A 22,067-nucleotide genomic window follows, 5' to 3' on the forward strand; every position below is an offset into this window, starting at 1 on the left:
CGTCACGTAGCAGCCGGCCAGCGGCCGGCTCTACCAGGGCCTGTCCCGGCCTGGGTCGCGCCTCGGGTAGTGCCGGCCGCTGGCCGGCAACCTCACTAACCCCGTCACGTAGCAGCCGGCCAGCGGCCGGCTCTACCAGGCTGGATCGTTACCGCAGCGGGCGGTCCTCGCCGCCGTCTCCGCTCTCCACCGGCGCCGGTCCGGCGTTGCTGCGGCGCTGTTCCTCGTACGTGCGGAACGCCTGGTGGATATGCTTGCGCAGCTCGTCGTCGTTCCATGGCTTGGTCAGGAAGCGGTAGATCGCGCCGCGGTTGATCGCATCGGTCACCGTGTTCAGATCGGTATAGCCGGACAGCACCAACCGGATCGTGTCCGGGTACAGCATCTTCACCCGGCCGAGGAACTCGGTGCCGCTCATGTCGCTCATGCGCTGGTCGGACAGGATCACCTGCACGTCGTTGATCGCCAGCAGGTCGAACGCATCACGCACGTTGCCGGCCGCCAGGATGCGGTAGCCGTCGCGACGGAACAGCCGCACCAGCGATCGCAACACGTTCTCTTCGTCGTCCAGCAAGAGCAGCGTGCGGTCGGGACGGGTCTCGGCGAAAGCTTCCGGGCGCAGGTAGCGGCGGCGCAGGGTCATGCCTGCGGCATCGGCCGACATCGGTTCGCCGAACAGGTAGCCCTGGAACACATCACAGTCGTTGCGACGCAGGAAGCCAAGCTGCGCCTGCGATTCAACGCCGTTGGCGATCACCGTCATGCCCAGCTGATGGCCCATGGCGATGATCGCGCGGGCGATGGCCGCCTCGCGGTTGCCGGCCGGCGCGCTCTTGATGAAGCTGCGGTCGATCTTCAGCTTGTCCACCGGGTAGCGCACCAGCGCACTGAGACTGGAGTCACCGGTGCCGAAGTTGTCCAGGCTCAGGCTGATGCCCTCGTTGCGCAGGTTGGCCAGCGTCTCATGCACGAAGTTGACGTTGTTGGTCAGCGCGCTTTCGTTGATTTCCAGCGTCAGCATCTGTGCCGGTATGCCCGCGGCCTGGATCAGGCCCATCACTTCGGCGAAGAAGTTCGGCCGCAGCAGCTGCAGGGTGGAGACGTTCACCGCGATGGTGAAATCGTCGAAGCCTTGGTCGCGCCACAGGCGGGCCTGCTTGAGTGCACCTTCCAGCACCCAGGTGCCGATCTGCACGATGATGCCCAGCCGCTCGGCGGTGCGCATGAAGCGCTCCGGCACCAGCATGCCCAGCGTCGGTGACTGCCAGCGCAGCAGCGCTTCCATGCCGACCACGTGGCCATCGCGGGCGCTGACCAACGGCTGGTAGCGCAGTTTCAGTTCGCCGTTGGGAATGGCATCGACGATCTGCCGCGCGATGATGCTCTCGCTGTGCGCGCTCGGCGGCGTGTCCACGGCGTGGATGCGCACCGCGTTGCCGCCCTCGCGGGCGGCCTGGTACAGCGCATCTTCGGCGTGGTCCAGCAGGCGTGAAACGTTGCTGGCATGCTCCGGGCACAGGCTCACGCCCAGCTTGCCGGTCATGAACAGCGTGTACGGCAGGACCGACAGCGGCAGTTCCATCTGCTGCCGGATTTCCTCGGCGAAATCCTCCGGCAGTGGCACCTCGGCTGTGCGTGGCACCGCGATCAGGAACTCGTCGCTGCCGTGGCGCCACAGTTTGCCGCGCCCTCGCAGGTAGGACTGCAACCGCTGCGCAACCAGCACCAGGGCCTGGTCACCTACCTCGGCGCTCATGTTTTCGTTGACAGAGGCGAAGTGGTCGATGTCCACATGCATCAGCATGAGTGCGGTACCGCCCGAGGCCGCCTCGGCGACCATCACCTGCAACTCGGGGTTGCCGGCACCGAGGCGATCAGGCGCATCATCGATGCTGACCGGGGGCTGGTTGGGATTCCACATAGGCTCAGTAGTCCGGTGACTCGGCGGCGGCCATGCTGGCTGCCTGGTAGGGGAGATGAACGTCGATCAGGGTGCCTTCACCGTGCGCGGATTCGATCCGTACATGGCCACCGACGCTCTGCGCACGCTCGCGCATCACGATCAGGCCCAGTCCGCGCGGGCCGTCGGGGTCGAAACCCTCGCCGTCGTCGCGGATCTGCAGGTGCAGGCCGCGCTGGCCGACGTCGCGCAGCTGCAGCTGTACCTGGCTGGCACGGGCGTGGCGCAGCACGTTGGTCAGGCTTTCCTGGGCAATACGGAAGCAGGCCTGCTCGATGCTGTTGTCGGGACGGTGCGGCAGCGGCTCGATCTCGGCCAGCAGCTCCACCGGCGAGGAACGGAACAGTACCCGTGCCTGCCAGCTCAGCGCCGCTTCCAGGCCCAGTGCGTCCAGCTGCGGCGGCCGCAGCAGGGTAGAGATGTCGCGCAGCTTGGCCACCGTGGTATCGGCCAGGCTGACGATCTGTGCCAGGTCCTCACCGCGGCGTTGCGGATCGTCCTCGTCCTGCGCGGCATAGGCAGACAGCTTGATCGCCGTGATCGCCTGGCCGATATCGTCGTGCAGGTCGCGCGAGATCGCGCGGCGCTCATCCTCCTGCAGCGAGAACAGGCGGCCGGCCATGGCCTGCAGTTCGCGGTTGCTGGTTTCCAGTGCGCTGCGGATGCGTTCGGAATCACTGAGATCGCGCACGATCAGCAGCTTGCAGTCGCGGCCGCCATAGCGCACCTCGCCCACTGCCAGGCCGGCATGGAAGCTGCGGCCATCTGCGCGCTGCATCGCCACCACGCTGCTGTGGCCCGGCCCCAGGTGCAGCTGGCCCGCACGCAGCTGGCTGCGCACGCGGGCCAGATCGGCGCTGTCCACCAGTGCCGAAAGCGGTTCGCCCAGCAAGGTGTGGCTGCCATAGCCGAACAGGCTGGCGGCCCAGGCGTTGGCGTACAACACGTGTTCGTCGGCGAGGATCACCACACCATCGGGCAGCACCCGCACCAGCTCGCGGAACTGTTCCTCGCGCTCGCGCAGCAGGCGACGCGACTGCTCGCGCTCGGTCACGTCCTGCAGGGTGCCCAGCACGCGGCTGCGGCCAGCTTCATCGATACCGCTGGCGGCGCGCAGGTGCACCATCAACGCGCGCCCGTCCATCGACAGGACGGGCAGCAGCACGTCCACCTGCACCGGCTCGCCGGAGCATAGTTCGGCCAGCAGCTGTTCGGTCTGGGTGGCAGTGGCCGGATCGGCCGGCACCAGCAGTTCGTCGAAGCGGTGCCAGCGGCGGGCCTCGGGCGGGCGGCGGCCAAGCAGCCGGTAGACCTGGTTGGAGTAGCGACCCAGCCCGGTGGACGGGTCCAGCTCCCAGGCGCCGATACGGGCCAGCTCGTGGGCTTCCTCGACCCGGGCCAGCGCCTGGTCGCGGCGCAGCTGGGCCAGGTCTTCGGCGGTGCGGTCGATGGCAATCAGCAAGCGGGCGTTGTGGCCGTCATAGCTGATGGCGTTGGACCGCAGCTCCATCTGCCGTAGCGAGCCATCACGCAGTTGCAGCTGGGCACGCAGGATGCAGAGCTCCTGCGGCGCCTCGCGGATCGCCTCCAGCTTGGTCTGCAGTGCCTGGTCCTGGCCGGGCGGCCACAGCACGTCGATGGTCTTCTCCAGAAGGTCACCGCGCTCCCAGCCGAACGCGGTGCAGGCAGCCGGATTCGCGTCGAGGATCGCCAGCGTGTCCAGGTCGTAGACCAGGATCGGGCCGGGATTGCCCTCGAACATCTGCCGCAGGCGCAGCTCGGAGGCCTGTTGGCGCGCGTGGGTGTGCAGCACGTGCTCGGCCAGCGGGCGCAGCAGCAGATACAGCAGGCCTGCGCTGGCCAGGGCGAAGAACGAGCCCTTCAGGCCCTGCCACAGTGCCGCCTGCTGCGGATCGGGCACCAGCGCCTGCACCACGCTGTCGGTAGAGATCATCCAGGCCAGCGCCATCACCAGGTAGCTCAACACCACCCGGCGCCGGTCACGGCTCAGCGCCTGAGCCATCCGCGGGTCGGGAACAGGGGCGTTGCCGGTCGGTTCTGCAGGCATGGACGAGGCGGGTGACAGGGGCGCTGGTCATCTTACCCCGCAGCGCGCCGTGACCACTCAATTATCCGCCGCAGGCGCCGTTAACCACTGCGTGCCCCGCTGACGGGCGTGTCATCCGGAGCAAGATCGCGTGGACCAAGGGATCATCGCCAGCCTGCTGCAGCACCCGCTTGCGTCGGCGCTGGTCATCGTCGACCGTACCGGGCGTCCGCTGGCGGCCAATCCGGCCGCGCGCGAGCATGGCCTGCCAGCCACCGTGGCGGCCTATGCGCCGATGCTGGAAGATCTGCGCCTGATGGCCGCCGATGGCGGCATCGTGGCCTGCACGCTGCCGGGCGGCCCGCGCGGCCACTACGACGGCCATCTGCGTGCGGTGCACGACGGCGCCGGCAACCTGCTGGCCTTCACCCTGAGCATCCCCGAGCCGGTGCCGGTGGACGGGGGAGGGCGCTGGGAGCTGGCGCTGGACAGTGCCGGCCACAGCCTGTGGGACTGGGACATCCCCAGTGACCGCGTGATGCGGACGCCGGCGCTGGGCGACGAGACCGCCACCGAGCTGCTGGCTCGGGTGCACAGCGAGGACATCGCCCTGGTGCGCGCAGCGCTCGACGAGCACCTGCATGGGCACAGCGAGCAGTACAGCGCACAGTTCCGTTTCCGCCAGGCTGATGGCCAGTGGCGCTGGGTGCTGGACCGGGGCCGCGTGGTCGCGCGCACCGCCGATGGCCAGCCCCTGCGCATGGTCGGCACGCATACCGATATCGAGCAGCAGAAGCAGCTCGAATCGCTGCTGCAGGAACAGCAGCTGCACCTGAGCGAGGCCCAGCGCATCGCCAGCATGGGCAGCTGGTCGTTTGATCCCAACAGCGGCCATTTCTGGTGGTCGCCGGAACTGCGCTCGCTGCTGGCGCTGGAGCAGGGCGCCGTGCCCGGCCAGCGGCGCTGGTTGAAGCAGCTTCACCCCCGCTCGCGGGGTGCGTTGCGTGCGGCCTGGCGGCGCTTGTGGCGCGATGGCCGCGCTGCCAACCTGGAGCTGGAACTGACCCGCGGCCATGAGCCTTCGCAGCATCTTCGCCTGTGGATGCAGCCGCTGCTGGACATGGACGGCCAGCCCAAGCGCCTGCTCGGCCAGGTGCAGAACATCACCGAGCAGCACCAGACCGATGCGCTGATCCGCTGGCGCACCGAACTGCTGAACCGGGTTTCCGCGCTGGGCCGCATCGGCGGCTGCGAGATCGAAGTGCAGACTCGCAGCATGCAGTGGACCGAGGAGTGCTACCGCATCCATGGCCTGCGCAAGGAACCGATCACCCTCGACCAGGCGTTGGCGCTGTACACGGAGGACTCGCGCAACGCGTTCGAGGCGGCACTCGCCCGTATCGCCAACGGCGGCCTGCCCGAGCAGCTGGACCTGTGCTTCTACCGCCAGTCCGGCCTGCGCGTGTGGGTGCAGGTGCTGATTGAACTGGACCGCCGTGATGGCCTGCCGCCGCGCTTCGTGGTGCTGTTCCGTGACATCACCCGCGAACGCGAGGCCAACGAGCGCATTGAACTGCTGGCCCACTACGATCTGCTGACCGGCCTGCCCAATCGTGTGCTGCTCGGCGAGCAGACCGCCGAGGCCATCGAGGAAGCACGCGACCGCGGAACCTCGCTGGCGATGCTGTTCATCGATCTGGATGGCTTCAAGACCATCAACGACAGCTTCGGCCATGCCACCGGCGATGCGCTGCTGAAGGCGGCGGCCACCCGCCTGCACCAGAACCTGCGCAACAATGACCTGTTCGGCCGCTTCAGTGGCGACGAGTTCATTGTGGTGCTGCGCGACCTGGCCGAGCCGGAAGACGCCGGCCACGTGGCGCGCAAGCTGATCGCCTCGCTGGCCGAGCCGCTGCGCCGTGGCGAGACCACGTTGAAGGTCGGCGCCAGCGTCGGCATCGCGATGCTGGGCGATGCGCAGACCGACTTTGATTCCCTGCTGCGTGCTGCCGACGCCGCGATGTACGCGGCCAAGGAAGCCGGGCGCAATACCTACCAGTACTACAGCCAGGACGCATTGGCCCGCATCCAGCGCCGGCTGGACGTCGAGCATGCCCTGCATGGGGCCATCGAGCGCGACGAGTTCAGCCTGGCCTACCAGCCGTTGCTGCACGCTCACCACGGTGAGCCACCGGCGATCGAGGCACTGTTGCGCTGGCACCGGCCCGGGATTGGCTACTGCAGCCCGGCCGAGTTCATTCCCATTGCCGAAAAGTGCGGCGAGATCGTGCGCATCGGCGACTGGGTGCTGAACGAGGCCTGCCGCCAGGCCACCGCCTGGGACCGCGCCGGACTGCAGTTTGATCGCATCGCGGTCAATGTGTCGGCGGTGCAGCTGCGTGATCGTGGCTTCGCCGAACGCGTGATCGAGATCTGCCATGCCCATGGCTGGCCGCCGCAACGGCTGGAACTGGAGCTGACCGAGTCGGCGTTGATCCGTGACACCGACATCCTGCGCCATTGCTTCGACGTGCTCGAACGGCACGGCGTGCCGCTGGCGGTGGACGACTTCGGCACCGGCTTCTCCAACCTCAATTATCTCAACCGCTTCCCGGTGGGGCGCCTGAAGATCGACCGCAGTTTCGTGCAGGGCATGCTGCACGACTCCGGTACGGCCGAAGTGACCCAGGCCATCGTGCACCTGGGCCATGCGCTGGGCATGAAGGTGGTGGCGGAGGGCGTGGAAACGCACCAGGAAGAAGACATGCTGCGCCGGCAGGGCTGCGACGAGATCCAGGGCTACCTGTACTCGCGCCCGCTCAGCCCGCGCGACCTGGCACAGTGGCTGCGCCAGCCGCAGCCGGTTTCGCTGCGCACCGATGCCAGCGGGGAAGTGGTGCTGGTGCGCTGACAGCCATACTTTGGTAGGTGCCGACCGTTGGTCGGCACGAATGCATGTACCTCGCGATCACCCACGCTCGGCGTGCAACTACTTACCGCGGGTATCCAGTTTGGTTGGTCGCGCCTTGGCCACTGTCGCAGCAAGGGCTTCCAGCTCAGCGAGACGATCTGTCTTCACCAGATGCGCCGCATTCCAGCCACCTTCGGAAACCGCGGGCGAAAAGCTGTACATCTCATTCGGAGCCAATGGCCCAAGTCGGTCAAGTGCATGCGCATGCAGGGGCCGCTCATCGTCGTCGGTGACGTCAAGATAGGGCCCATCCAGGGCCTCCAGCAGGAACGCCAGTTTCCAGTTGCGTTCCGCCGCATCGGCGGGGTCTGGCACATCCGATTCTGTCGTGACGTGTCCACTGTGTGGATCGATGCTGATCTGCGTGGAGGTGTTCTCCCCACACAGCAGAATCTGGCCGAAAGCTGTTACCGCGTAGACATGGAGAGTATCGGCACCCTCCATGGGATTGCCTTGCAGGAACGCAGTAGCAACCTCCGCATACAGGTGCGGATCGACCAAGGCGAGCTTGTCGTCCCGATAGCGTGCGAACCCGTCGCGTTGCCACAGCGCCAGCAGCAATCCTGGCAGCTTGCCTTCCCACGCTGCAAAGGCCGCTTCGGAAGCAGGTTCACCTTCGCTGCTCATAGCGAAATTCTGCATGAAACCGTCGGAATCGATCTCTGCCGCCGTCACGTCAGGGTTCGGCCCGGCCAGGGAGTTCGAACCCAGGTTGATGGGCAGGTAGTCCAGGAAATTCAACATTGACTCCGCCTGTGCGGTTTCCTTGTTTGCCTCCTGGGTTGAAATGACGGTCGCTGTGCTTCCAGAGACAAGCAACAACGTTCCCGCCGGAAGGCTTTGCCATGGCTCGTTCAGTACAAGATAGCGCTCGGATGAGTCGTCAACATCAGCGTCCAGGATGATGACCTGTGGACCATCCTTCACACACCCGGCGGAGATCTCGACAGTTGCATCGGTCACACCTGCATCAGGATCGGTCACATCTACAGGTGCGGAGTAGGGCTGTTGAAATTCGCCGAAGGACTGGAGCGCTTGGTGAAGGGCGAGCAGGGAGTCGGGATCTACGGCAAGCGGTTCTGAAGCAACCGGGAGCTGCAAAGCGAGTGAAAGGCAGAGGGCGGCGCTGGTCATCGGGCTGATCTGAACCGGAATCGGCCCTTTACGATGAAGGGCCGAGCGCTCATGATCCATGCAAACAATCCGAAAATCGTGAGTCGCGGGGCATCATCCACGCATGGGGTGGATCTACCTCGAAAATTCCGCCTTCAACTGCATGCGCAGCGTCTCGACAATGGCCCCATAGCGCCGCTTCTGGACCAGGTAGCTGGCCAGGAACAGCGGCAGCACCAGCAGCATCGGCGCCACCATCGGGCGCATCGCCACCAGCGGCAACAGCAGCAGCGACAGGATCGCCACGAACCAGCTGCACAGGCCCGTCACCCGCACCTCGTGCCGTCGCGCGTTGAGTACGATGCGACCGCGCATCACCGGGAAGTAGCGCAGGCCGAAGCTCGGCGCGAAGCTCTCGCGGAACGCCATGCTGCCATCGGGCAGCGCATGGAAGGCCAGTCGCAGCCACTTGTCCTGCGGCAGGTCACGTTCCAGGCTTCCCAGCGAGAGGCGGGCCTGCATGGCCGGTGACGCCGCAATGCGTTCGTTGAACAGGGTGATGCCCCAGCTGAAATAGCTGGCCGCCCAGGCCATCATAAGGACGGTCTCGATCAGCAGAAGTGCGATCAGAGCGATGGCCATCGGTCTTCCATGAAGGATACCGGTGGATCATGCCATGCGCGACGGCCCATCCACGCATGGCGTGGATCTACTTAAGCGCATCCCCATCCAGCCCGAGATCCCAGGCCAGGCCCAGCAGCGCCTCGTCCGCCCGCGACGGGGCCGGGCGCGCGTCCGCCAGCTGCTGCAGCTCGCGGATCTCCTCGCGTGCCACATCCTCCAGCTGTTGCAGCTGCTCACGCACGCTCGCGTTGCGCGGGCGCTCGGTGTCGGTGAGGGCGGGCAGGGCGCGGATCAGGGTCATGGTGCGCGTACAGGATGCATCCAATGGCGGGTTACAGGCAAAGGCCCCGGACGAACCGGGGCCTTGCGGGCTGCCGGCGAGGGCAGCGGACATCAGGATCAGAACAGCTCGACGGTGCCGGCGCCCATGCTCTGCTGGGCAACCGGCTTGTGCGGCGGGCGTTCCCATTCGCTGCGCAGTTCGCGCAGGCGGTTGCCGGTGCGCTGCAGGGCGGTGGCGATCTCTTCGTCGAACACGCCGCCATTGCGGTGCAGCAGTTCCTGCAGCGCCACCGCTTCACGGTTGATCGCGGTCAGGCGGTCCAGGTGGGTGTGCACGCCGCCCAGGGCCTGGGTGGCGATGTCTTCGAACTGCAGGGCGCGCACGGCCTCGGCCACGCTGCCATCGATCGCACGGGCGCACTCGGACACTTCACGCATGCCGTCGCCGAGCGAGGCATTGATCTGCGCGACATTGTCGAGCATTGCCGCCGCTTCCTGGCGTGCTTCGCGGGAGCGGTCCATGTCACGCGAGGCCATGTGCGAAACCGTCTCGCGCACCTTGGCGATGGCGTCCTTGGAGCTGTGCGCCAGCTTGCGGATCTGCTCGTTGAAGGTGGTCGAGCGCTCGGACAGGTTGCGCACTTCGTCGGCGACCACCGCGAAGCCTCGGCCGGCTTCACCGGCACGCGCGGCTTCGATGGCGGCGTTCAGCGCCAGCAGGTTGGTCTGGTCGGCGATCGACTTGACGTCTTCCAGCAGCGCGAAGATGCCATCCAGGTGCTGCGCCATCTGGTCGATGTGCTGCACGGTGGTGCTGCTCTGGCCGCTGACCTGTTCCAGTGCTTCCACCAGCTGCTCCATGCGGTGGCTGGCGTGCTGGGCGAAACGGGCAACGTCGAGGCCGGCATTGCCTTCATCACCGGCGCGGTCGACGATGCGCGACAGGGCCTGGCTCTGCTGGCGCGACTTGCGGTTCATCGCATCGAAGCTGCCACCGAGGCTGGAGACGGCCTGGCGGATCAGGTCACGGGCGCGCTCCACTTCGCCGCGCGAACCCTCAATCTCGTTGCCGACGAAGTTGCGCAGTTCGGTCAGCAGCTGGTCCTGCTCACGCAGGACACGGGCATGTTCCGGGGAACGGTGCGCCTGGGCGCGGGTGGTCCACCACGCAAAGCCGAGCCAGCTCAGCGTCATCGTGGTCAGGATCGCCCAGCGCAGGGCGGCCGGCCATTCGAAACCGATGGCGAAGGGGAGCAGCAGGGTCAGAGCCAGGGGGGCGGCCAGACGGATGAAAATGCGTGAGTACATGGACGTTCTCGGGAGGTGCACGGAGGATGTATCGGCCGTACCCCCTTTCTCTTTAACGTCGATGTGCCCCGAAGTGCATTCTGAATGCGCCGGTTTTCCGGCGCTGGCGGTGATTCGGTGTCCGATTCCCTTTTCCATGGAAAAGCGCCCGGACCCCATGCGCTTACGCCAGCTGGCGGTCCACGGCCTCGATCATCGCCTTGCGGCCGAACAGGAAGTCCCAGTAGCTGCCGCCCAGCTGCCGCCATAGCACCGCCGAGCGCACCGCTGCCAGCAGTAGGGCGCGGATCTCGGCCACCACGCCAGCCTGGCCCAGGTAGTGCGGGTTGCCCTGCACCATCACCCGCGGCTTGAGGTGGCTGATGGTGTCCGCGTACAGGCTGCCCAGGCTGGCCAGCACATCCGGGTGGCCGCTGTCGCCCAGCTCGGCGGCCTGGCGCTGGGCGCGCTCGATGCCCGAGGCGACCTTGTTCACCGTGGCGCCATCCTGAACGAAGCGGCGCTCCAGCTGCAGCACCGACAGGGCCAGCTTGGGCAGGATCGGATCCTGGCCCTGGTTGCGGAAGTAGTTGTGCAGCAGGCGCAGCCCGGCCTTCAGTGCATGGCGGTCTCCGAACACCGCCTGCGGCGAGGACGCATCGACACGGAACACGCTGTCCACGGCGGTGCGCACGGCGGCGGCGTCGGAATGGCCGGTATCGGCGATGCGGCGGACCTGCTGCAGGGCCTGGGCAATGCCGGCCAGGGCCAGGACGCGGTCGTCGACAGTGAAACTCATGCAGCGGATACCTCAAAAGGGGAAGGGGTGGTGCGCAGGCGCTGTTCCAGCGGCGCATCGGTGGCGGCGATCACCGCGCCACCCAGGCACACATCACCGTCATACAGCACCAGCGATTGACCGGGGGTAACGGCACGCTGCGGGCGCGCGAAGGTGACCAGCACGCTGCCATCGTCCAGCACCTGGACCGTACACGGCTCGTCAGGTTGGCGGTAGCGGGTCTGGGCGGTGCATTCGAAGCGCCGTGCCGGCGGCGAGCCGGCGATCCAGTGCGCGGTTTCCGAACGCAGCCGGTTGGAAAGCATCCACTTGCTGTCGCGGTCCTGGTCGACGTACAGCACGTTGCTGGCCACATCCTTGCCGACCACGTACCACGGTGCGGCCGGGCGGCCGCGTACGCCGCCGATGTTCAGGCCCTCGCGCTGACCCAGCGTGAAATAGAACACGCCCGGGTGTTCGGCGATCACGGTGCCATCGGCCGGGTCCACGATCTGCCCAGGCTTGGCCGGCAGGTAGCGGCCGAGGAAGTCGCGGAAGTCGCGCTCGCCGATGAAGCAGATGCCGGTGGAATCCTTCTTGGCGTGGGTCGGCAGGCCGACGTCGCGCGCAATCCGGCGCAGGTCGGTCTTTTCCAGGTCGCCGATCGGGAACAGGGTCGCTGCCAGCTGCGCCTGGCCCAGCTGGTGCAGGAAGTAGCTCTGGTCCTTGGAGCGGTCGGCGCCACGCAGCAGCAGCCATTGGCCACCGCGCTGGGCTACGCGCGCGTAATGGCCGGTGGCGATGCGCTCGGCGCCCAGCTCGCGGGCGGCATCCAGGAAATGCTTGAACTTCACCTCGCGGTTGCACAGCACGTCCGGGTTCGGCGTGCGGCCAGCGGCGTACTCGGCCAGGAAGTGCTCGAACACACCCTGCCAGTACTCGCTGGAGAAGTCCCGGAAGTGGAACGGGATACCGAGCAGGCCGCATACGGCGACCGCATCGCGGCGGTCATCCTCAGCGCGGCAGTCACCGCTGCCGTCGTCGGCCCAGTTCTGCATGAACAGGCCTGCCACGGCCTCGCCCTGCTGTACCAGGCGCCAGGCCGCGACGGAAGAGTCTACGCCACCGGAGACGCCCACCATCACGCGCGGCGTGCTCATGCGACCTCCCGGACCAGCGAAAGCGGATGGCGCTGGCCACCCAGGTAATCAGCCACCACCTGCCAGACCAGCGGGCTGCGCTGGCGCTCGCCGGCGGCCTGCAGCTCGGCCGGGGTCAGCCACAGCGCGCGGTCGATGCCGGTGTCCAGCGGCTGCGCCGGGTCGTGCGAGAGCGGGCGCGCTGCGTAGCAGAAGCGCAGGAACGCGGTGCCGTCGCTGGCAGTCCACTCGTAGCAGCCGATGAAATGGGTCAGCTGCACCGTCCAGCCGGTTTCCTCGCGGGTCTCGCGCAGGGCTGCCTCGGCCAGGCTTTCGCCCGGCTCGAGGTGGCCGGCAGGCTGGTTCAGCACCTGGCGGCCGTCGATGGTCTCTTCAACCAGCAGCACGCGGCCGCCGTCGACCACCACCGTGGCGACGGTGGCGTGCGGTGCCCAGCGCGGGTCCGGCGTGGCGTTCAACTCAGAACTCGTCCTTCTTGGTCAGCTCCAGCTCCATCGCGTCGGCGGTGCGGATGGCCGCATCGATGGCGTCGCTGAGCTGGTCCGGGGTGGCATCGGCATCGATCTTCACCACGAACATGGCGGTGGTGTCCTGCTTGACCCAGCCGCCCATCTTGGCGTCCTGCGAATCTTCCAGCAGGCGGTTGGCCACGGCCACCGGGAACTGCTTGGTCTTGGCGTTGTACGCCGGCGACCAGATCTCGCGGATGTTGTGGCTGCCGAAATCTTCCACCGCCGAGCGCACGTAGACCATCTGGGTGCGGTCACCCTCGACGTCGAAGACCATGCGGTAGTCTCCGTCCTCGTCGACTTCATAGGTATAGCCCAGCTTGTCCAGGTGGCGGCCCACGGACTTGTCGGCGGTGGTTGCGGCGGTGGCGGCGCCGGCAGGAGCCAGGGCGATCAACAGGGCGGTAAGAAGGGTCCTTTTCATGAAGATCCTGTGAAACAGTGTTGAGAGAGGATGCAATTGTGACGGCGGCCGTGCGTGCCGTCCAATCTGCGGCGGGCCGACGCAGGCTTCTCCGAGCCTCTATAATGGACGGATGCCCCATGAGTCCTCCCCCGATTCCCAGCACGAGCACGGCGTTGCCGTAGAACCTGCGCGCCCGGAAGTGGCGCCGCCGCCGTTCTACCAGGTGATGCTGCTCAATGACGACTACACCCCGATGGATTTCGTGGTGGACGTGCTCCAGCAGTTCTTCAACATGGACCTGGACAAGGCCACGCAGGTGATGCTGCACGTCCATACCCGCGGCCGTGGCGTGTGCGGGGTGTTCACCCGCGAAGTGGCCGAGACCAAGGTGGCCCAGGTCAACGAGTATTCGCGGATGAACCAGCATCCGCTGCTGTGCACGATGGAGAAGGCCTGACCGGCCTTTTGTAGAGCCGAGCCCATGCTCGGCTGCTGTTCGTGCAGGTATCCAGATCGCTGGCAGAGCAGCCGAGCGCAGGCTCGGCTCTACAGCCGGATCACGCTTCCGCCAGCGCCTGCAACGCCATCCTGGCGACCGATTCGTCCACAACCGCTGGGTCGCCATCATCGCGGAACCACACCGCCGACAGCCCTGCGCTGGCAGCGACCCAACGCAGCAGGCGGGTGCGCTCGAGGCCGGCCAGCGCGGTCACCTGTTCTACGCGCGCGGCAAACCGCTCGGGCCGGGTGGCCACATGGATGCCGGGGCCGCAGAGGTCCGGGTTGCTGAACAGCGTCGTGTAATCGAACGCGCGATCGCCCAGCAGCCGCTTCGGGTCGATCGCCAGCCAGCCGCGCGCGCCGAAATCGAGCACGTTGTCGTGGTGCAGGTCGCCGTGCAGCGGCCGGATCTCCTGTTCGTCACGCAGCACCCCCTCCGCCAGTGATCTGCACTGTTCCAGCAGTGGCGGCAGCGCAGCCCTTGGCTGCAGCAGGTCGGCGAACCATCTACGCAGGCAGACCAGTTCCGCTGGCGGCGCGCTCCGTGGCCGGTGCAGCCGCTGCAGGACCTGGCACAGGACCGTGGTGCAGGCGTCATCGTCGCCCGCGATCGAGCGTTGCCGCAGCGAGTCGCCGCTGGCGCGCTCGATCAGGATTGCCGGCCCCTCGTGGGCCAGCAAGCGGGCAGCGCCATCACCGTCCCACCAGCGCAGCAGGCGGTGGCTGTTCTGCTCCTCCGCTTCGCTGCTGATCTTCAGCATCGCCGGCGCGCCGGCAGCGGTCAGCACCGGCCAGAGCCGGGCGTGGGGCGTGCAGATGGCCGGGCCATCACGCCGCAATCGCCAGCGGCTCAGGTAGGGTTCGCTCATACCGGTTGAGGTCTTCTGGAGTGAATGAAGATCAAGCGTTCTGCAGTGCTAACGCCATCTGAACGCAGCAATCCGCTAGGGTGATGGAAATCGCGTAGTCAGGCCGCATATTGTTCCCATCTGCCGCCGGAGTAATCCATGTTCAGCAAAGACCTCGAACACACCATCGGCCAGTGCTACAAGCGCGCCCGTGAGGCCCGGCATGAGTTCATGACGGTCGAACACCTGCTGTTGGCACTGCTCGACAACCCGTCCGCCCAGGCCGTACTGAAGGCCTGCGGTGCCGACGCCGAACGCCTGCGCCAGGAGCTGGAGCAGGCCATCGAGGCCTCGGTGTCCCGCCTGGCCGAAGATGACGGCCGTGACACCCAGCCGACCCTGGGCTTCCAGCGGGTGCTGCAGCGGGCCGTGTACCACGTGCAGTCCTCGGGCAAGAAGGAGGTCACCGGCGCCAACGTGCTGGTCGCCATCTTCGGCGAAAAGGACTCCCACGCCGTCTACTACCTCAACCAGCAGGATGTCACCCGGCTGGATGTGGTCAATTACCTGTCCCACGGCATCGCCAAGCTGGGCGAGGAAGGCGAGCAGCCGTCCTCTTCCTCCGAGGGTGAGGGCCGCATGGAAGGCGGGGATGGCGAGCCGAAGGGCGATGCCCTGACCGAATTCGCCAGCAACCTCAACGAACAGGCCCGGTCCGGCCGCATCGATCCGCTGGTCGGTCGTGGCGATGAGATCGAGCGCACCATCCAGGTCCTGTGCCGGCGCCGCAAGAACAATCCGCTGTACGTGGGCGAGGCTGGCGTGGGCAAGACCGCCATCGCCGAGGGCCTGGCCCGCCGCATCGTCGAGGGCTCGGTGCCCGACGTGCTGGCCGACGCGGTGATCTACTCGCTCGACCTGGGCGCGCTGGTGGCCGGCACCAAGTACCGCGGCGACTTCGAGAAGCGGCTGAAGGGTGTGTTGACCGCGCTGAAGAAGGTGCCCAACGCCGTGCTGTTCATCGACGAGATCCACACCATCATCGGCGCCGGCTCGGCGTCGGGTGGCACCATGGATGCGTCCAACCTGATCAAGCCGGCGCTGGCCTCCGGCGAGCTGCGCTGCATCGGCTCGACCACCTTCCAGGAATATCGCGGCATCTTCGAGAAGGACCGGGCGCTGGCCCGCCGCTTCCAGAAGATTGATATCGTAGAGCCGACCGTGGGCGAGGCCTACGAGATCCTGCAGGGCCTGAAGTCCAAATACGAGCTGCACCACAGCGTGACCTATTCGGACGAAGCGCTGCAGGCGGCGGTGGACCTGTCGGTGAAGCACATCGGCGACCGCCTGCTGCCGGACAAGGCCATCGACGTGATCGACGAGGCCGGTGCCCGCCAGCGCCTGCTGCCGGAAGGCCAGCGCAAGGAGCTGATCGACGTCGAGGAAGTGGAAGCGATCGTGGCCAAGATGGCGCGTATCCCGACCAAGCAGGTCAGCGCCACCGACAAGGACGTGCTGCAGCATCTGGAGCGCAACCTGAAGATGGTGATCTTCGGGCAGGATCCGGCGATCGAGACGCTGTCCTCGGCGATCAAGCTGGCCCGCTCGGGCCTGGGCAACCCGGAGAAGCCGATCGGCAACTTCCTGTTCGCCGGCCCGACCGGCGTCGGCAAGACCGAGGTGACCAAGCAGCTGGCGCTGCAGCTGGGCATCGAGCTGGTCCGCTTCGACATGTCCGAGTACATGGAGCCGCATTCGATCAGCCGCCTGATCGGCGCCCCTCCGGGCTATGTCGGCTTCGACCAGGGCGGCCTGCTGACCGAGAAGATCGTCAAGACACCGCACTGCGTGCTGCTGCTGGACGAGATCGAGAAGGCGCACCCGGACATCTTCAACATCCTGCTGCAGGTGATGGACCGCGGCGTGCTGACCGATACCAACGGTCGTGAAGCCAACTTCAAGAACGTGGTGCTGGTGATGACCACCAATGCCGGCGCGGCACAGGCCTCGCGGCGCTCGATCGGCTTCACCAAGCAGGACCATGCCACCGATGCGATGGAGACCATCCGCCGCAGCTTCACCCCGGAGTTCCGCAACCGCCTCGATGCGGTGGTGCAGTTCCAGGCGCTGGGCTTCGAGCACATCCTGCGCGTGGTTGACAAGTTCCTGATCGAGCTGGAGATGTTGCTGCAGGACAAGCACGTGAGCCTGTCGGCCACCCCGACCGCCCGCGACTGGCTGGCCCACCACGGCTTCGACCCGCTGATGGGTGCGCGCCCGATGGCCCGCGTGATCCAGGACAAGATCAAGCGTCCGCTGGCCGACGAGCTGCTGTTCGGCAAGCTGGTCAACGGTGGCAAGGTCAGCATCGATGTCCGCGACGACGAGCTGGTGGTCGAGACCCAGGCCGAGCCGGAGCGGCTGCTGCCGGTTACGGTGGAGTGAGCTGAAGGCTTGGCGTGAAAGACTGGGAATGACAAGGGCGGCTTCGGCCGCCCTTGTTGTTTCCAGTGGGCCTGTCGTCTGCGGCCTTGCTTGAACGGAATGCAGGTGCCAATGCTGTCTTCTGGTCGCGATGGGGTGCTGCCCTGTTTGTATCGCGTAACGATACAGGATACAGTAATGATCATCGGTTTTCGTCACAAGGGCCTTGAGCGGTTCTACCGTTCCGGCAGCAGTAGTGGAATCCGCCACAGTCATGCCAGCAAGGTGTTGATGATCCTGACGATCCTGGATGTGGCTTCGGGTCCTGAGGATCTGGCCATGCCCGGGCTGCGCCTGCATAAGCTCCGGGGCGGCCTGAAAGGACATTGGTCTGTATGGGTCAACGGAAACTGGCGGATTACCTTCCGTTTCACCGGCAGCGGCGTGGAGCTGCTGGATTACCTGGACTATCACTGAGGTCGCGCATGATTCATCACCATCCGCATCCGGGGCAGACGATCAAGGCAATGGTCTTTGATCCAATGGATCTGTCTGTGACCGAGGCGGCCGAGCGCCTGGCAATGTCACGGGTGGCCCTTTCGCGGGTCCTGAACGGCAAGGCGGGCATCAGTCCCGACCTGGCTATCCGCCTGGAGATGGCGGGAGTGAGTACCGCGGTTTTCTGGATGGGGCTGCAATCCAGCTACGATCTTTGGTTGGCGCGGCAGCGCGCGCAACCGAGAGTGTTGTCGCTGGTTGCCGCGACGCGTTGACGTATCTCGCGACAAGGGCGGCTTCGGCCGCCCTTGTCCTCTCCGGGGTCAGCGGCTGCGGCGGCGCGCTTCGCGCTTGAACCGCCCGGCATCGATCGGCTCGATGCGCGCAACCTCGCAGCTGCCGCGACCGGTGTCCAGAGCGCTTCGGCCCTCGCTGCACAGCTCGTCAGCCTCCTTGCCGTCGGTCTTGAAGCCGAGGCGGGTGGCCAGCACGGCAGAAGGGCAGCTGTTGCGGAAATGCACCACATAGTGGTCTTCACCGGCGCGAAGCAGGACGTTCCTGTCAGCGCCGGCGCGAACGATCTGCTGTTCGCCGGTCAGTGGTACGCATTGCGCCGGCGGGGTGCCAGCGGCATGGGCGGGCGGCGCCAGGGTGATGGCAGACAAAGCCAGGGGGACCAGCAGGGAAGACAGGTTCATGGCGGGGCAGGGGCGGCGATCCGGACTGGATCGGATTCCAGGTTGCCGCAGCCGCTGCAAATGCGAATCTGCCGCAAGCAAGGCTGACCGACGTCACGGTGAGATCGGTCACGATGACCTTTGGCGCGTCAGGCGGCGATTGAGCGGAATCCTTGCTGGCGCCCTTGGTCGCCGCCATCCTCGATGACGAATGCGACTGCCTCATGTGGAATATGCAGGCGCTGCTTGAGTGTGCTGCCCATGTGTGGGACCTCGCGCTGCACGGCCAGATACAGTGGGTGGGATGCGTCCATGCTGGTACAGACCAGGCAGGGCTGGCCGAACCAGGTGCCGTCCGGCCCCTTGCTGGCGTAGCAGCGGCTGGTGACGGACTGCGGGTCCAGGACGATCAGGTAGGTCATGCGCGCAGCGCCCTCTGTGAAGAACGCGTTGAGTCTAGAGTTCCGGCGCGATGCTGGATTTCAGACAAGGACGAAAATCGAACGGCCCCGGAGACTTTGACTTTATTCCTTGCACGACAAAGGGCCGGAAGCGAGGCCGGCCCTGTCGGAGTGGCGCAATGCGCCGACCGCTTACTTCATGCGGTAGGTGATACGGCCCTTGGTCAGGTCGTACGGGGTCATTTCAACCTTGACCCGGTCACCGGTGAGGATGCGGATGTAGTTCTTGCGCATGCGGCCGGAGATGTGGGCGATGATTTCGTGCCCATTTTCCAGACGAACGCGGAAAGTGGTGTTCGGCAGCGTCTCGCTGACGGTGCCCTCGAACTCGATGGAATCGTCTTTCGACATGTAGTCCTGTGCGGTTCAGAAAACGGCCACGCTGGGCCTAAGGCGCGGTATTTTACGCGTGATGGGCCCGGCTTGCAAAGTTTGTGTTAACCCCCGGCCAAACGCCGTGCTGGCAAGCGTCCGACCGCCTGGGTCCAGGGGCCTTCACGGCCGTCACGGTGTACGGCCTGACGGACGTGCTCCAGAAAGTCCGCGCGCGGCAGGTGCTCGGCGCCCATCCGCAGCAGGTGCGGGTTCTCCACCTGGGCATCGATCAGTTCCCAGCCCCAGTCACGCAGGGTGGATGCGAGGGCGGCCAGGGCGATCTTGGAGCCGCCGCTGGCGCCACTGAACATGCTTTCGCCGAAAAACATCGATCCGATCGCCACCCCATAGATGCCGCCGACCAGCGTCTGCCGGTCCCAGACCTCGAAGGAATGGGCAAAGCCGAGGTCGTGCAGCTGGCCATAAGCCTCGACCATCGCCGGGCTGATCCACGTACCGTCCTGGCCCGGTCGCGGTGCTGCGGCGCAGGCACGCATCACACGACTGAAAGCGGTGTCGGCGGTGATCTCCCACGTGCTGCCGCGCAACTGGCGGCGGAAGCGGCTGGACAGGTGCACGCCCTCGGTACGGAACACCATGCGCGGGTCTGGCGACCACCACAGGATTGGCTCGCCCTCGCTGAACCAAGGAAAGATACCGCCGGCGTAGGCATTGAGCAGGCGCACCGGATGCAGGTCGCCGCCCACCGCGAGCAGGCCGTCGGGCTGGTGCAGGGCGGTCTCGGCTGGAGGGAAGGGCGCGTCCGGCGCATCGGCCAGGCGCCAGGGCAGCTGGCGGGTCATGCCGTCATTGTATTCGCCGTGGTGATGCGACTGGGATGCGCACGCGCTGCCGGTGCCAATCTTGGTTGGCACACCTTTCCGGGTGCCTCATCCGGCCCGATTCTACGGCTCTACGCGGAACGGACCATGCCCCTGCAATTCCTGCTGGTACCGCCGCACACTCTGCCGCTCCTGCCGGCACCAGTCCTGCAGTGCTTCTGCGAACTCCGGATCGGCCACCCAGTGTCGGCTGCGCACCAGTGTCGGCAGGAATCCCCGCGCCAGCTTGTGCTCGCCCTGAGCGCCGGGCTCGAAACGGCTCAGGCCTTCGCGCAGGCAGTACTCGATGCCCTGGTAGTAACAGGCCTCGAAATGCAGGCCGGGCAGGGTAGCGCCACCCCAGTAGCGGCCGTACAGCGTGTCGCCACCGCGCAGGCACAGCGCGCCGGCAATCGGCTCGCCGTCCTGTTCGGCCAGGAACAGCACCAGCCCGCGTCCCAATGAAATGGCCAGATGGCGCAGGAAGGCCTCGGTCAGTGCCGGGGCGTTGCCGTACTCGAGGAAGGTCTGCAGGTAGAAGCGGTACATCGCCTGCAGGTCGGCACGGCTGGCTTCATCGCCGTGTACCACGCGGAAGCTGATGCCCTGGCGGGTGACCTTGGCCCGTTCCTGGCGGATGTTCTTCCGATGCTTGTGGTTCATCGCACCGAGGAACTGCTCGAATGTCGCCCAGTCACCCGGGTTCTGCCACTGGAACTGCACGTCCTCGCGCAGCAGCCAGTCATCGCCGAACAGGGCCTCGTCCACTGCGGTGTGGAAGTTGATATGGGCCGAGGATACCTCCAGCGCGGGCAGGGCCTCGCGCAATGCCGAAAGCAGGGCGGCGCGCCCTGAATCGTGACGTGCCAACAACCGCGGGCCAGTGACCGGCGAGTAAGGTACTGCGCCCAGCCACTTCGGATAGTAGTCGCGGCCATGCCGCGCATACGCGTTGGCCCAGGCATGGTCGAACACGAACTCGCCGTGCGAATTGGTCTTCAGGTAACCCGGAATGGCGCCGACCAGCGTGCCGCCCTCCCACAGCGTGAAGTGCCGGGCCTGCCAGCCCCAGTCCTCGCGCAGGCAACCGTGCTGTTCAAGCCCGGAAAGGAAGGCGTGGCTGACGAAGGGGTTGCGGCCGTCGTGCAGGGCATCCCAGTCGGTCGCGGCAATGGACTGCAGGGAGTCGAGGAAGCGGGGGGAAGACATGGGGGAAGGATAGGGCAGATGAAACAGAAAGGCCGACGCACTGGCGTCGGCCTATCATCCGGAGTCGGGCGTGGCTCGACCCTGCAGGAGCGGGTCAGCCTCTCAGCTGGCCTTGCCCTGGGCGTCCAGGTAGCGCTCGGCGTCCAAGGCAGCCATGCAGCCGAAGCCGGCCGAGGTGATCGCCTGGCGGTAGTGCTGGTCGGCCACGTCGCCGGCAGCAAATACGCCTTCCACCGAGGTCTGGGTGGCGTTGCCGCCCAGGCCCGAGCGGATCTCCAGGTAGCCGTTGTTCATCGCCAGCTGGCCGTCGAACAGCTGGGTATTCGGATGGTGGCCGATGGCCACGAAGAAGCCGTGGGCGTCGATGTCACGGGTACTGCCGTCCAGCGTCGACTTCACGCGCACGCCGGTCACGCCGGCGTCGTTGCCCAGCACTTCCTCCACCTGGTGGTGCCAGACGGTCTCGATCTTGCCGGCAGCAACCTTGGCAAACAGCTTGTCCTGCATGATCTTTTCCGCCTTCAGGGTGTCGCGGCGGTGGACCAGATAGACCTTGCGGGCGATGTTGGACAGGTAAAGGGCCTCTTCCACGGCGGTGTTGCCACCGCCGACCACGACCACGTCCTGGTCGCGGTAGAAGAAGCCGTCACAGGTGGCGCAGGCGGAGACGCCGCGGCCCTTGAAGGTCTCTTCGGTCGGGATGCCCAGGTACTTGGCGGTCGCGCCGGTGGCGATGATCAGCGCATCGCAGGTGTACTCGTGGCTGTCGCCGATCAGCTTGAACGGGCGCTGCGACAGGTCGGCGGTGTGGATGTGGTCGAAAATGACCTCGGTCTCGAAGCGCTCGGCGTGGGCCTGCATGCGCGCCATCAGGTCCGGGCCCATCAGGCCGTGGGCGTCACCCGGCCAGTTGTCCACCTCGGTGGTGGTCATCAGCTGGCCGCCCTGCTGCAGGCCGGTGATGACGACCGGCTTCAGGTTGGCGCGGGCGGCGTAGACGGCGGCGGTCCAACCGGCCGGTCCGGAACCGAGGATGACGAGGCGCTGGTGGCGGGAGGGCAGGCTGGTGCTCATGTAGACTCGCGAAAAGGTAGATGGGACAAGGCGCTGGCGATG

The 22,067-nt window shown here is 66.3% G+C and carries 22 protein-coding genes; 5 read left to right on the forward strand and 17 right to left on the reverse strand.

What is annotated here, in order from left to right; translation table 11 throughout:
* Positions 1–148: 148 nt before the first annotated feature.
* Positions 149–1,921, reverse strand: a complete 1,773-nt coding sequence (locus AC5P7R_RS17265; protein ID WP_019659626.1) for an EAL domain-containing protein — start codon at positions 1,919–1,921, stop codon at positions 149–151.
* Between the two features lie 4 nt (positions 1,922–1,925).
* Positions 1,926–4,028, reverse strand: coding sequence for a sensor histidine kinase (locus AC5P7R_RS17270; RefSeq protein WP_021201762.1), 2,103 nt, complete (start codon positions 4,026–4,028; stop codon positions 1,926–1,928).
* Positions 4,029–4,158: 130 nt separating this feature from the next.
* Here AC5P7R_RS17270 and AC5P7R_RS17275 point away from each other — a divergent pair, with 130 nt between their 5' ends.
* Positions 4,159–6,918, forward strand: a complete 2,760-nt coding sequence (locus AC5P7R_RS17275) for a bifunctional diguanylate cyclase/phosphodiesterase (protein ID WP_111104354.1) — start codon at positions 4,159–4,161, stop codon at positions 6,916–6,918.
* A gap of 78 nt (positions 6,919–6,996) precedes the next feature.
* Here AC5P7R_RS17275 and AC5P7R_RS17280 read toward each other — a convergent pair whose 3' ends face one another.
* From AC5P7R_RS17280 to AC5P7R_RS17315, 8 genes are all read right to left on the reverse strand, one after another.
* Positions 6,997–8,172 (reverse strand): GAD-like domain-containing protein, encoded by a 1,176-nt coding sequence (locus tag AC5P7R_RS17280; RefSeq protein ID WP_495214104.1) that lies wholly within the window; start codon positions 8,170–8,172, stop codon positions 6,997–6,999.
* A 54-nt stretch (positions 8,173–8,226) separates the two neighbouring features.
* On the reverse strand, positions 8,227–8,733 hold the full coding sequence (locus AC5P7R_RS17285) for a hypothetical protein (protein WP_155029502.1): 507 nt from the start codon (positions 8,731–8,733) through the stop codon (positions 8,227–8,229).
* A 67-nt stretch (positions 8,734–8,800) separates the two neighbouring features.
* Positions 8,801–9,016 (reverse strand): hypothetical protein, encoded by a 216-nt coding sequence (locus AC5P7R_RS17290; protein ID WP_005416471.1) that lies wholly within the window; start codon positions 9,014–9,016, stop codon positions 8,801–8,803.
* A gap of 98 nt (positions 9,017–9,114) precedes the next feature.
* Entirely contained in the window at positions 9,115–10,305 is a 1,191-nt protein-coding gene (locus AC5P7R_RS17295) for a methyl-accepting chemotaxis protein (RefSeq protein ID WP_033835503.1), read from the reverse strand.
* 163 nt (positions 10,306–10,468) lie between these two features.
* Positions 10,469–11,083: a high frequency lysogenization protein HflD gene (gene hflD, locus AC5P7R_RS17300; protein WP_021201771.1), complete on the reverse strand. Its 615-nt coding sequence runs from the start codon at positions 11,081–11,083 to the stop codon at positions 10,469–10,471.
* Entirely contained in the window at positions 11,080–12,222 is a 1,143-nt protein-coding gene (gene mnmA / locus AC5P7R_RS17305) for a tRNA 2-thiouridine(34) synthase MnmA (RefSeq protein WP_021201772.1), read from the reverse strand. The genes hflD and mnmA overlap by 4 nt, the downstream gene beginning before the upstream one ends.
* Positions 12,219–12,680 carry an NUDIX hydrolase gene (locus AC5P7R_RS17310; protein WP_227852604.1) on the reverse strand — a complete coding sequence of 154 codons (462 nt, stop codon included), beginning with the start codon at positions 12,678–12,680 and terminating at the stop codon, positions 12,219–12,221. The genes mnmA and AC5P7R_RS17310 overlap by 4 nt, the downstream gene beginning before the upstream one ends.
* A gap of 1 nt (position 12,681) precedes the next feature.
* The gene (locus tag AC5P7R_RS17315; RefSeq protein WP_021201774.1) at positions 12,682–13,155 is read right to left on the reverse strand and encodes a hypothetical protein; all 474 of its coding nucleotides are present in this window, start codon (positions 13,153–13,155) and stop codon (positions 12,682–12,684) included.
* Between the two features lie 112 nt (positions 13,156–13,267).
* Here AC5P7R_RS17315 and clpS point away from each other — a divergent pair, with 112 nt between their 5' ends.
* Positions 13,268–13,594, forward strand: coding sequence for an ATP-dependent Clp protease adapter ClpS (gene clpS, locus AC5P7R_RS17320; protein ID WP_019659637.1), 327 nt, complete (start codon positions 13,268–13,270; stop codon positions 13,592–13,594).
* A gap of 100 nt (positions 13,595–13,694) precedes the next feature.
* Here clpS and AC5P7R_RS17325 read toward each other — a convergent pair whose 3' ends face one another.
* Entirely contained in the window at positions 13,695–14,507 is an 813-nt protein-coding gene (locus AC5P7R_RS17325) for an APH(6) family putative aminoglycoside O-phosphotransferase (protein WP_021201775.1), read from the reverse strand.
* A gap of 138 nt (positions 14,508–14,645) precedes the next feature.
* Here AC5P7R_RS17325 and clpA point away from each other — a divergent pair, with 138 nt between their 5' ends.
* The 3 genes from clpA (at position 14,646) to AC5P7R_RS17340 (ending at position 17,683) form a co-directional block, all read left to right on the forward strand.
* The gene (clpA, locus tag AC5P7R_RS17330) at positions 14,646–16,931 is read left to right on the forward strand and encodes an ATP-dependent Clp protease ATP-binding subunit ClpA (RefSeq protein ID WP_021201776.1); all 2,286 of its coding nucleotides are present in this window, start codon (positions 14,646–14,648) and stop codon (positions 16,929–16,931) included.
* Positions 16,932–17,108: 177 nt separating this feature from the next.
* Complete coding sequence (locus AC5P7R_RS17335; protein WP_227854433.1) at positions 17,109–17,387, forward strand: type II toxin-antitoxin system RelE/ParE family toxin; 279 nt, start codon at positions 17,109–17,111, stop codon at positions 17,385–17,387.
* Positions 17,388–17,395: 8 nt separating this feature from the next.
* Positions 17,396–17,683, forward strand: coding sequence for a HigA family addiction module antitoxin (locus AC5P7R_RS17340; protein ID WP_019659640.1), 288 nt, complete (start codon positions 17,396–17,398; stop codon positions 17,681–17,683).
* A gap of 48 nt (positions 17,684–17,731) precedes the next feature.
* On the opposite strand, the gene AC5P7R_RS17345 is transcribed toward AC5P7R_RS17340, so the two are convergent.
* The 6 genes from AC5P7R_RS17345 to trxB all read right to left on the reverse strand — a co-directional run bounded on the left by AC5P7R_RS17345 (position 17,732) and on the right by trxB (position 22,025).
* A complete protein-coding gene (locus tag AC5P7R_RS17345) occupies positions 17,732–18,106 on the reverse strand; it encodes a hypothetical protein (protein WP_111098322.1) in 375 nt (124 codons plus the stop codon).
* 128 nt (positions 18,107–18,234) lie between these two features.
* Positions 18,235–18,507 (reverse strand): hypothetical protein, encoded by a 273-nt coding sequence (locus AC5P7R_RS17350; RefSeq protein ID WP_019659642.1) that lies wholly within the window; start codon positions 18,505–18,507, stop codon positions 18,235–18,237.
* Between the two features lie 171 nt (positions 18,508–18,678).
* The gene (infA, locus tag AC5P7R_RS17355; protein WP_005409596.1) at positions 18,679–18,897 is read right to left on the reverse strand and encodes a translation initiation factor IF-1; all 219 of its coding nucleotides are present in this window, start codon (positions 18,895–18,897) and stop codon (positions 18,679–18,681) included.
* An 86-nt stretch (positions 18,898–18,983) separates the two neighbouring features.
* Complete coding sequence (gene aat / locus AC5P7R_RS17360; protein ID WP_134731970.1) at positions 18,984–19,724, reverse strand: leucyl/phenylalanyl-tRNA--protein transferase; 741 nt, start codon at positions 19,722–19,724, stop codon at positions 18,984–18,986.
* Between the two features lie 102 nt (positions 19,725–19,826).
* Entirely contained in the window at positions 19,827–20,951 is a 1,125-nt protein-coding gene (locus AC5P7R_RS17365; RefSeq protein WP_207049071.1) for a GNAT family N-acetyltransferase, read from the reverse strand.
* A gap of 102 nt (positions 20,952–21,053) precedes the next feature.
* A complete protein-coding gene (gene trxB / locus AC5P7R_RS17370; protein ID WP_019659647.1) occupies positions 21,054–22,025 on the reverse strand; it encodes a thioredoxin-disulfide reductase in 972 nt (323 codons plus the stop codon).
* Between the last annotated feature and the right edge of the window lie 42 nt (positions 22,026–22,067).

It is taken from the genome of Stenotrophomonas sp. YJH_SMC_27 (assembly GCF_059369815.1).

Coding starts and splice junctions, on each gene's coding strand:
- AC5P7R_RS17350 (WP_019659642.1), bottom strand. CDS start 18,507: ATGACCTACCTGATCGTCCTGGACCCGCAGTCCGTCACCAGCCGCTGC.
- AC5P7R_RS17290 (WP_005416471.1), bottom strand. CDS start 9,016: ATGACCCTGATCCGCGCCCTGCCCGCCCTCACCGACACCGAGCGCCCG.
- AC5P7R_RS17340 (WP_019659640.1), top strand. CDS start 17,396: ATGATTCATCACCATCCGCATCCGGGGCAGACGATCAAGGCAATGGTC.
- trxB (WP_019659647.1), bottom strand. CDS start 22,025: ATGAGCACCAGCCTGCCCTCCCGCCACCAGCGCCTCGTCATCCTCGGT.
- AC5P7R_RS17280 (WP_495214104.1), bottom strand. CDS start 8,172: ATGGATCATGAGCGCTCGGCCCTTCATCGTAAAGGGCCGATTCCGGTT.
- AC5P7R_RS17315 (WP_021201774.1), bottom strand. CDS start 13,155: ATGAAAAGGACCCTTCTTACCGCCCTGTTGATCGCCCTGGCTCCTGCC.
- hflD (WP_021201771.1), bottom strand. CDS start 11,083: ATGAGTTTCACTGTCGACGACCGCGTCCTGGCCCTGGCCGGCATTGCC.
- AC5P7R_RS17295 (WP_033835503.1), bottom strand. CDS start 10,305: ATGTACTCACGCATTTTCATCCGTCTGGCCGCCCCCCTGGCTCTGACC.
- AC5P7R_RS17365 (WP_207049071.1), bottom strand. CDS start 20,951: ATGTCTTCCCCCCGCTTCCTCGACTCCCTGCAGTCCATTGCCGCGACC.
- AC5P7R_RS17325 (WP_021201775.1), bottom strand. CDS start 14,507: ATGAGCGAACCCTACCTGAGCCGCTGGCGATTGCGGCGTGATGGCCCG.
- AC5P7R_RS17345 (WP_111098322.1), bottom strand. CDS start 18,106: ATGAACCTGTCTTCCCTGCTGGTCCCCCTGGCTTTGTCTGCCATCACC.
- mnmA (WP_021201772.1), bottom strand. CDS start 12,222: ATGAGCACGCCGCGCGTGATGGTGGGCGTCTCCGGTGGCGTAGACTCT.
- clpS (WP_019659637.1), top strand. CDS start 13,268: ATGCCCCATGAGTCCTCCCCCGATTCCCAGCACGAGCACGGCGTTGCC.
- AC5P7R_RS17270 (WP_021201762.1), bottom strand. CDS start 4,028: ATGCCTGCAGAACCGACCGGCAACGCCCCTGTTCCCGACCCGCGGATG.
- clpA (WP_021201776.1), top strand. CDS start 14,646: ATGTTCAGCAAAGACCTCGAACACACCATCGGCCAGTGCTACAAGCGC.
- AC5P7R_RS17265 (WP_019659626.1), bottom strand. CDS start 1,921: ATGTGGAATCCCAACCAGCCCCCGGTCAGCATCGATGATGCGCCTGAT.
- infA (WP_005409596.1), bottom strand. CDS start 18,897: ATGTCGAAAGACGATTCCATCGAGTTCGAGGGCACCGTCAGCGAGACG.
- aat (WP_134731970.1), bottom strand. CDS start 19,724: ATGACCCGCCAGCTGCCCTGGCGCCTGGCCGATGCGCCGGACGCGCCC.
- AC5P7R_RS17285 (WP_155029502.1), bottom strand. CDS start 8,733: ATGGCCATCGCTCTGATCGCACTTCTGCTGATCGAGACCGTCCTTATG.
- AC5P7R_RS17335 (WP_227854433.1), top strand. CDS start 17,109: ATGATCATCGGTTTTCGTCACAAGGGCCTTGAGCGGTTCTACCGTTCC.